This window comes from Rhizomicrobium sp. (assembly GCF_056722145.1).
The window spans coordinates 1-2543 of record NZ_JBWZET010000368.1; the positions used below are offsets into that span (position 1 = coordinate 1).

Genomic DNA, 2543 nt, shown 5'->3' on the forward strand with positions numbered 1-2543 from the left:
GATGAAATCGGCGACGCGGTCGTGCAGTTTTTTCAGCGAGTCCTCGTGCGCATACACCATGTGGCCGGAGGGGTAGTATTCGTACTCGATGTTGCGCGCCAAATTCGCCGGGATCGGCAGATGGTGCATTTCGAACCAGCCCTCGTAGTACGGCGTCGCGAGATCGTAATAGCCGCCGTTCACCAGCACTTTCAGATTCGGATTGGTCTTCAACGCCAGCGCCAGATCGGGCATCACGTTGGTCGAGGCCTGCAGCGCAATACCGGCGCCGGGCGGCTTGTGCTTGAAATCCCAGAACGCGGACACATCGGCAAACGGCTTGAAAGTCTTGCCTTCGCCGTACTTGAGGTCGCTGCGGACATAGTCGTTGAAGGCGGAGACATAGGCCGAACTGATCGCCGAGGATTGCGGATCGTAATCGGCCGTTTTCGACAGCGGATCGATGGTCGGGCCGGAAAAACGCGTGTCGAGCCGGCCGGTGGTGAGATCGGCCTGATCCTGCAGCGCCTTCTCGAACACGCCGCCGGAAATGCGCAGGTCCGCCTTCAGGATGTAGCCGACCGGCAGGCCGGTGTAGGCGTGCAAGCGGCTCGCGATCGCCTGCCGCCGCTCGGGCGTGAGACTGTTGCCCGCCGTCAGCGCGCTGGCGTAGTCGGTCATGGCGAAATGCTCGACCTCGCGCACGAAGCCGACCATGTCGTCGGGGCGCTTGCCCGGCAGGCGGTTGTGATACCACGCCGTCGCGGCATAGGTCGGCAGCGCCAACTGGTACGGCACGTCGATGCCGGGATTGGTTTCCGGCCCGTCGGGCGACAGGTCAAACGCCAAAATCTGCGACAGCATGATCACGCCGTTGAAGTCGATACCCTCCTCGTTCGACAACTCGTTGACGACGACCGCGGCGCGGGTGGTGCCGTAGCTTTCGCCGAACAGGTACTTCGGCGAGTTCCAGCGGCCGTACTTCGAGAGGAATTTCTTGATGAACTGGGTGAAGGCCCAGGCGTCCTGGTCGACGCCGAAGAAGCTCTTCTCCTTGTCCTTGCCGGCGATGCGTGAGAAGCCCGCGGCAGGCGCGTCGATGAACACGATGTCGCTTTCGTCGAGCAGCGAGAAAGCGTTGTCGACCAGTTTGTAGGGCGCGGCGGGCGTATGGGTATCGTCGGAGGTGACGACCCGCTTGGGCCCGAACGCCCCCATGTGCAGCCACACCGTCGCCGAGCCCGGTCCGCCGTTGAACAGGAACGTCACCGGCCGGTTCTTGAGGTTGGCGCCCTTCTTGAAATAGGCGACGTAGAACATCGCCGCCTCGGCGTCGGGATTGTCGGCCTTGTCCTTGGCGGCGTCGTCCCAGCCGCGCGGATGCACGATCAGCGTGCCGGCCACCGCCTCGTAGGGCACCGCCAGCAGCCCGGTCCGCACCGAACCGGAGGAATGAACCTCTTCCGACTCGAAATGGGCGGTCCGTTCGGGGACCGGCAACGACTGGGCCGGCCAGGGCGCCAGCCAGGCCGCCAGGACGAACAGCGAGGCCACCGCCACCAATCCGCCCAATACAACCGTCGATCTTTGCATTGCCGTCTCCGCCAGGGATTCGCCGGTGCCATGCTGGCACACGCGGACGCTGTCGAAAAACCGGCCGCCCGGTTAAAACGCCGCAATTCACGATCCTTTGTCCGCCAGACTTGCGGGGCCGGGCGCAAGAATCGACAATGCGCTGCGTGGAAGGGGGCTGTAAGGATGCCAAGTAAAGTGACGCGGGGAAGTGGGAAAAAGCGGACCAGCGCCGCAACCATCTACGACGTGGCGCGGCGGGTCGGCGTGTCGCCGATGACCGTGTCGCGCGTGGTCAATGGCGAGTCCAACGTCCGCGAAGCCACCCGCGCCGCCGTCCAGAAGGCGATGCGCGAACTGCAGTTCCGCCCCAACAAGGCGGCGCGCAGCCTCGCCGGGGCCACCGAGATCCGCATCGGCCTGATCTACAACAACCCGTCGGTCGCCTATTTCACCGAGTTCCTGATGGGCGCGCTGGAAGGGGCCGGCCGCAACGGCGCCCAGATCGTGGTCGACAAATCCAAGATTGGCGATCCCGCCGCCGGTACCGCCGCCGTGCGCTCCCTGCTCAAGGGTGGCGTCAACGCCATGATCCTCACCGCGCCGTTGAGCGAATCCCTCGACCTGATCGCCGAACTGAAGGGTCTCGGCATCGCCATCGTCGGCATCGCCACCGGTTCGTTCACCGGCGAGATCACCTGCGTCGGCATCGACGACTTCCGCGCCGGCTATGACATGACGAAATACCTGATCGGCCAGGGCCACACGCGCATCGGCTTCATCAAGGGCCATCCCTCGCATTCGTCGAGCCGGTTGCGCTTCGCGGGCTTCGAAGCGGCGATCCGCGACGCCGGCGCCAAGGTCGAACCGCCGCCGGTGGCGCAAGGTTTTTACAGCTATCGCTCCGGCATGATGGCTGCCGACGAACTGCTCACCGGCAAGTCGCCGCCCACCGCGATCTTCGCCTCCAACGACGACATGGCCTCGGGCGC

Annotated in this window: 2 protein-coding genes; one reads left to right on the forward strand and one right to left on the reverse strand. The window is 64.6% G+C overall.

Translation table 11 applies throughout. The features are described from left to right. The coding region (locus tag AC1P6P_RS19620; RefSeq protein ID WP_481404138.1) for a S10 family peptidase at positions 1 to 1572 on the reverse strand (1572 nt) is incomplete at its 3' end. A gap of 177 nt (positions 1573 to 1749) precedes the next feature. On the opposite strand from AC1P6P_RS19620, the gene AC1P6P_RS19625 reads away from it, so the two are divergent. After that, the coding region (locus tag AC1P6P_RS19625; protein ID WP_481404139.1) for a LacI family DNA-binding transcriptional regulator at positions 1750 to 2543 on the forward strand (794 nt) is incomplete at its 3' end.